The organism is Achromobacter sp. (assembly GCF_032113835.1).
Classification (GTDB): Bacteria; Pseudomonadota; Gammaproteobacteria; order Burkholderiales; family Burkholderiaceae_B; genus Achromobacter.
This window is the reverse complement of the sequence record NZ_DAMCTG010000166.1, coordinates 1-4,197: the sequence shown is the minus strand read 5'-3', so window position 1 is coordinate 4,197 and position 4,197 is coordinate 1. Positions and strand designations below refer to the sequence as shown.

Sequence of the window (4,197 nt, the reverse complement as noted above, 5' to 3'; positions counted from 1 at the left end):
GGGCTGGCCGTTGTGGTCGGCGTAGGCGACGCGGATGGTCTTGCCGGCGTCGGGGCCGTCGGTCAGCAGCACGCGGCCGGACCCCTGGACCTGCAGGAAGAAGTTGTCCACGGGGTCGTCCACCCACACCACCACGGGCGGGCGGCGGCCGGACGACGATTCGATCGCGGCGCGCGTGTCATAGGGCACGACGCGCTTGCCGTCGAGCTTGCCGCGCACGCGCTTGCCGGCCAGGTCGGGGTAGATGGAACCCAGGTCGATCGTCAGCAGATCCGCGGGCACCGCATACAGCGGCCATTGGTAGACGCCGCCCTGGCGGCGCGAGCCGCGCACCAAGGGTTCGTAGTAGCCCGTCACCGTATTGGTGGCCGGCTTGCCGTCGGCCGCATTCAGGCGCCAGGGTTGCAGGTAGGTCTGCAGGAAGCGGCGCACGCCTTCGGCGTCGCCGGCGGCGGGCGCGCGGGCCGGGTCGATGGCCGCTGCGCAGACGGGCTGCCAGGCGCGCGGCGTGGCGCGCGCGGGCGCGGCCAGGTTGCCGCTGGTGGGCCGCATCAGGCCCTTGCAGTTGCGCAGGAACAGGGGCCAGAACTGCGACAGGTCGTCGGCGCTCCAGCCGGGCAGCTCAGACCAGTTGGCGGGCTTGAGTTTGCCGGCCAGCGCGCGCGGCGCGGTGTCGGGCAGCGAGCCCAGCGGCGGCACGACGAGCGGGCCGTCGGCCGCGGGCTGGCGCGCGCCGGGCGTGGCGGGCAGGCCGGATCCGGAGTCAGGGGGAATATCCGAGGGGGTGGAACATGCCGCCAGCAGGATCGACAGCACGGACAGGCTAAGAATGCGCTTCATGTGCAGAGGGAAAGACGTGCAACGGAAGGCCGGACCATACTCAGTGCAAGGTGCGCGGCATGGCCAGGACGAATTCGGAGATCGGCACTTCGAACGGAATGCCGTTCTCGCCGACGCAGTGATAGATGCCGCGCATCGTGCCCACCGGCGTGGGCAGGGGACAGCCGCTGGTGTACTCGAAGGTTTCGCCCGGGGCCAGAAGGGGCTGCTGCCCCACGATGCCCAGGCCGCGCACTTCCTGCACGCGCTGGTTGCCGTCGGTGATGATCCAGTGGCGGCTGATCACCTGCGCGGGATGTTCGCCGGTATTGGTGATGCGCACGGTGTAGGCGAACACGAATTGCTGTTCACCGGGGTCGGACTGTTCTGGCACGAAGCGCGGAGAGACAGAGACGCTCAGGTCGTAAGGTTTCACAGTCCTTCCCTGTGTGGCTGCATGCGGGCGGCGGGATTCCGGCGCCCACGCTTGAAAAGACGGAGATTTCAGGCGCGCCGGACCGGGGCATACCCGCTGCGGCGCCTCAAACTGCAATAATGGCACATTATGCCCTCCCCGACCCCGAACATCATGTCCAAGCAAACGGCCTCCACCCGCATTACTCCCAGCATCCTGTCGGCTGACTTCGCCCGGCTGGGCGAGGAAGTCCGCAACGTCGTCGCCGCCGGCGCCGACTGGATTCACGTGGACGTGATGGACAACCACTATGTCCCCAACCTGACGATCGGCCCGATGGTCTGTGCCGCGATCCGCCCCCATGTCCAGGTGCCGATCGACGTGCACCTGATGGTCGAACCCGTGGACGCGCTGGTGCCGCAGTTTGCCAAGGCCGGCGCCGACTACATCAGCTTCCACCCCGACGCGAGCGCCCACGTGGACCGCACGCTGTCGCTGATCCGCGAAAACGGCTGCAAGGCCGGTCTGGTCTTCAATCCCGCCACGCCGCTGTCCTACATGGACTACGTGATGGACAAGATCGACCTGGTGCTCATCATGTCGGTGAACCCGGGCTTTGGCGGCCAGAGCTTCATCCCGGCCGCGCTGACCAAGCTGCGCGAGGCCCGCTCCCGCATCGACGCGTGGATGCAGGCCGGCGGCCAGGAAATCGTTCTGCAGGTGGACGGCGGCGTCAAGATCGACAACATCGCCGAAATCCGCGCCGCGGGCGCCGACACCTTCGTGGCCGGTTCGGCCATCTTCGGCAAGCCGGACTACGCCGGCATCATCAAGGCCATGCGCGACCAGATCGCCATCGGCGAAACCACCGCCGTCTAAGGAATACGACATGACCGCTTTTCGCGCCGCGCTGCTGGACCTGGACGGTACCCTGCTCGACTCCATTCCCGATCTGGCCTTCGCCGCCAACGCCATGCGCGTGGAACTTGGCATGATCGCGCTGCGCGAGGACGTGGTCGCCACGTTCGTCGGCAAGGGCGTGGACAACCTGGTGCGGCGCAGCCTGGCCGGTTCGCTCGACGCCGCCGACCCGACGCCCGACGAATTCCAGCGCGCCCGCGAGGCCTTCTACCGCCATTACCACTTGGTCAACGGCGAGCGCGCGCAGGTCTACCCGGGCGTCATCGAAGGGCTGAAACTCATGCGCGACCAGGGCCTGAAGCTGGCCGTGGTCACCAACAAGCCCACGGAGTTCACCTTGCCGCTGCTGCAGCGCACGGGGCTGGCGGGCTTTTTCGAGGCCGTGGTGTGCGGCGACACCTGCGAGCGTCGCAAGCCCGACCCCGACCAGATCCACCACGCGTGCGACCTGATGGGCGTGGAAGTGACCGAGGCCGTGACGATTGGCGATTCCATCAATGACGCGCAGGCCGGCCGCAGCGCGGGCACGCAGGTCCTGGTGGTGCCGTATGGCTACAACGAAGGACGTGACGTGCGCGAGCTGGATGTCGATGGTATAGTTGACACGCTTGTTGACGCCGCCCAGTGGGTCGCGCTCTGGAATCAGAACCAGAACGCAGCGAAAGTCCCCGCTTGAAGCGCGTTGCCACTCAGGCAAGAATTCACTACCGCGTACTCATTACCGAACCGCTAAATGAACGTTTCCATCCAGAACCAAATGCTCGGCGCCTCGTGGCGTTGGTGGCGTTTGTCTTCCGGGTGGCGATGATTCCCCTTCCCGGCCCTAGACGCGACCTTGCCGCCTAGCGCCGACACTGTGTAAACAGCGCCCAACCCGGAACCAGTCAACTGGACCGGGTTTTTTGTTGCGTGCCCGGTCCGAAAGCAGACACCGCTTACGAGACCCGACATGACCGAAATCGAATTCAAGGCCCTTGCGGCACAAGGCTACAACCGCATTCCGCTGGTGGCCGAGACCTACGCCGATCTGGACACGCCGCTCGGCATCTACCTGAAGCTGGCGCACTCCGGCCCCCTGGCCGGCCGCATGACCTGCCTGATGGAATCCGTGGTGGGCGGCGAGCGCTTCGGCCGCTATTCGTTCATCGGCCTGCCGGCGCGCACCGTGATCCGCGCCAGCGGCACGCGCACCGAGGTGCTGCACGACGGCAAGGTTGCCGAGACCCATGACGGCGATCCGCTGGCCTTCATCGAGCAATACCAGAGCCGCTTCAAGGTCGCGCTGCGCCCGGGCATGCCGCGCTTCTGCGGCGGCCTGGCCGGTTACTTCGGCTACGACACCGTGCGCCACATCGAGCCGTGCCTCGGCCCCGCGGTCAAGCCGTTCCCGGCCGGCATGGAAGGCGGCACGCCCGACCTGATGCTGATGCACGTGGACGAATTGGTCATCGTCGACAACCTGGCCGGCCGCATCTACCTGATGGTCTATGCCGACCCCAGCCAGCCCGAAGCCTACAGCCGCGCACAGCAGCGCCTGACCGACCTTCGCGCCCGCCTGCGCCGCCCCGTGGAGATTCCGTACAGCCACGCCAGCATGCAGACCGAGGAACGGCGCGATTTCAAGAAAGAGGACTACCTGGCGGCCGTGCTGCGCGCCAAGGAACACATCGCCGCCGGCGAACTGATGCAGGTCCAGATCGGCCAGGTCATCGCCAAGCCCTTCCGCGATTCGCCCCTCTCCCTTTACCGCGCCCTGCGGTCGCTCAACCCCTCCCCCTACATGTACTTCTGGAACTTCGGTGATTTCCAGGTGGTGGGCGCATCGCCCGAGATCCTGGTGCGCCAGGAACGCACCGTGGAAAACGGCGAGCCGAAGTCGCAGATCACGATCCGTCCGCTGGCGGGCACGCGCAAGCGCGGCGGCACGCCCGAGGAAGACGCGGCGCTGGCGGCCGAACTGAAGGCCGATCCGAAGGAGATCGCCGAACACGTCATGCTGATCGACCTGGCGCGCAACGACGTGGGCCGCGTCGCGCAGGTGG

Annotated in this window: 5 protein-coding genes; 3 read left to right on the top strand and 2 right to left on the bottom strand. The window is 67.0% G+C overall.

The annotated features are described in order from the left end of the window. Together RT697_RS26990 and apaG are read right to left on the bottom strand one after the other, a co-directional pair. Positions 1–840, bottom strand: an 840-nt coding sequence (locus RT697_RS26990) for an MltA domain-containing protein (protein ID WP_313702689.1), incomplete at its 3' end; no start/stop codon positions are given. 40 nt (positions 841–880) lie between these two features. Continuing rightward, positions 881–1,255 carry a Co2+/Mg2+ efflux protein ApaG gene (gene apaG / locus RT697_RS26985; RefSeq protein WP_056319266.1) on the bottom strand — a complete coding sequence of 125 codons (375 nt, stop codon included), beginning with the start codon at positions 1,253–1,255 and terminating at the stop codon, positions 881–883. Between the two features lie 129 nt (positions 1,256–1,384). Between apaG and rpe the strand changes: the two genes are divergently transcribed. The 3 genes from rpe to RT697_RS26970 form a co-directional block, all read left to right on the top strand. Continuing rightward, positions 1,385–2,113: a ribulose-phosphate 3-epimerase gene (gene rpe, locus RT697_RS26980; protein WP_313702688.1), complete on the top strand. Its 729-nt coding sequence runs from the start codon at positions 1,385–1,387 to the stop codon at positions 2,111–2,113. A gap of 10 nt (positions 2,114–2,123) precedes the next feature. Further along, complete coding sequence (locus RT697_RS26975) at positions 2,124–2,831, top strand: phosphoglycolate phosphatase (protein ID WP_313702687.1); 708 nt, start codon at positions 2,124–2,126, stop codon at positions 2,829–2,831. Positions 2,832–3,104: 273 nt separating this feature from the next. Continuing rightward, a partial coding sequence (locus RT697_RS26970) for an anthranilate synthase component I family protein (protein WP_313702686.1) occupies positions 3,105–4,197 on the top strand: 1,093 nt, incomplete at its 3' end.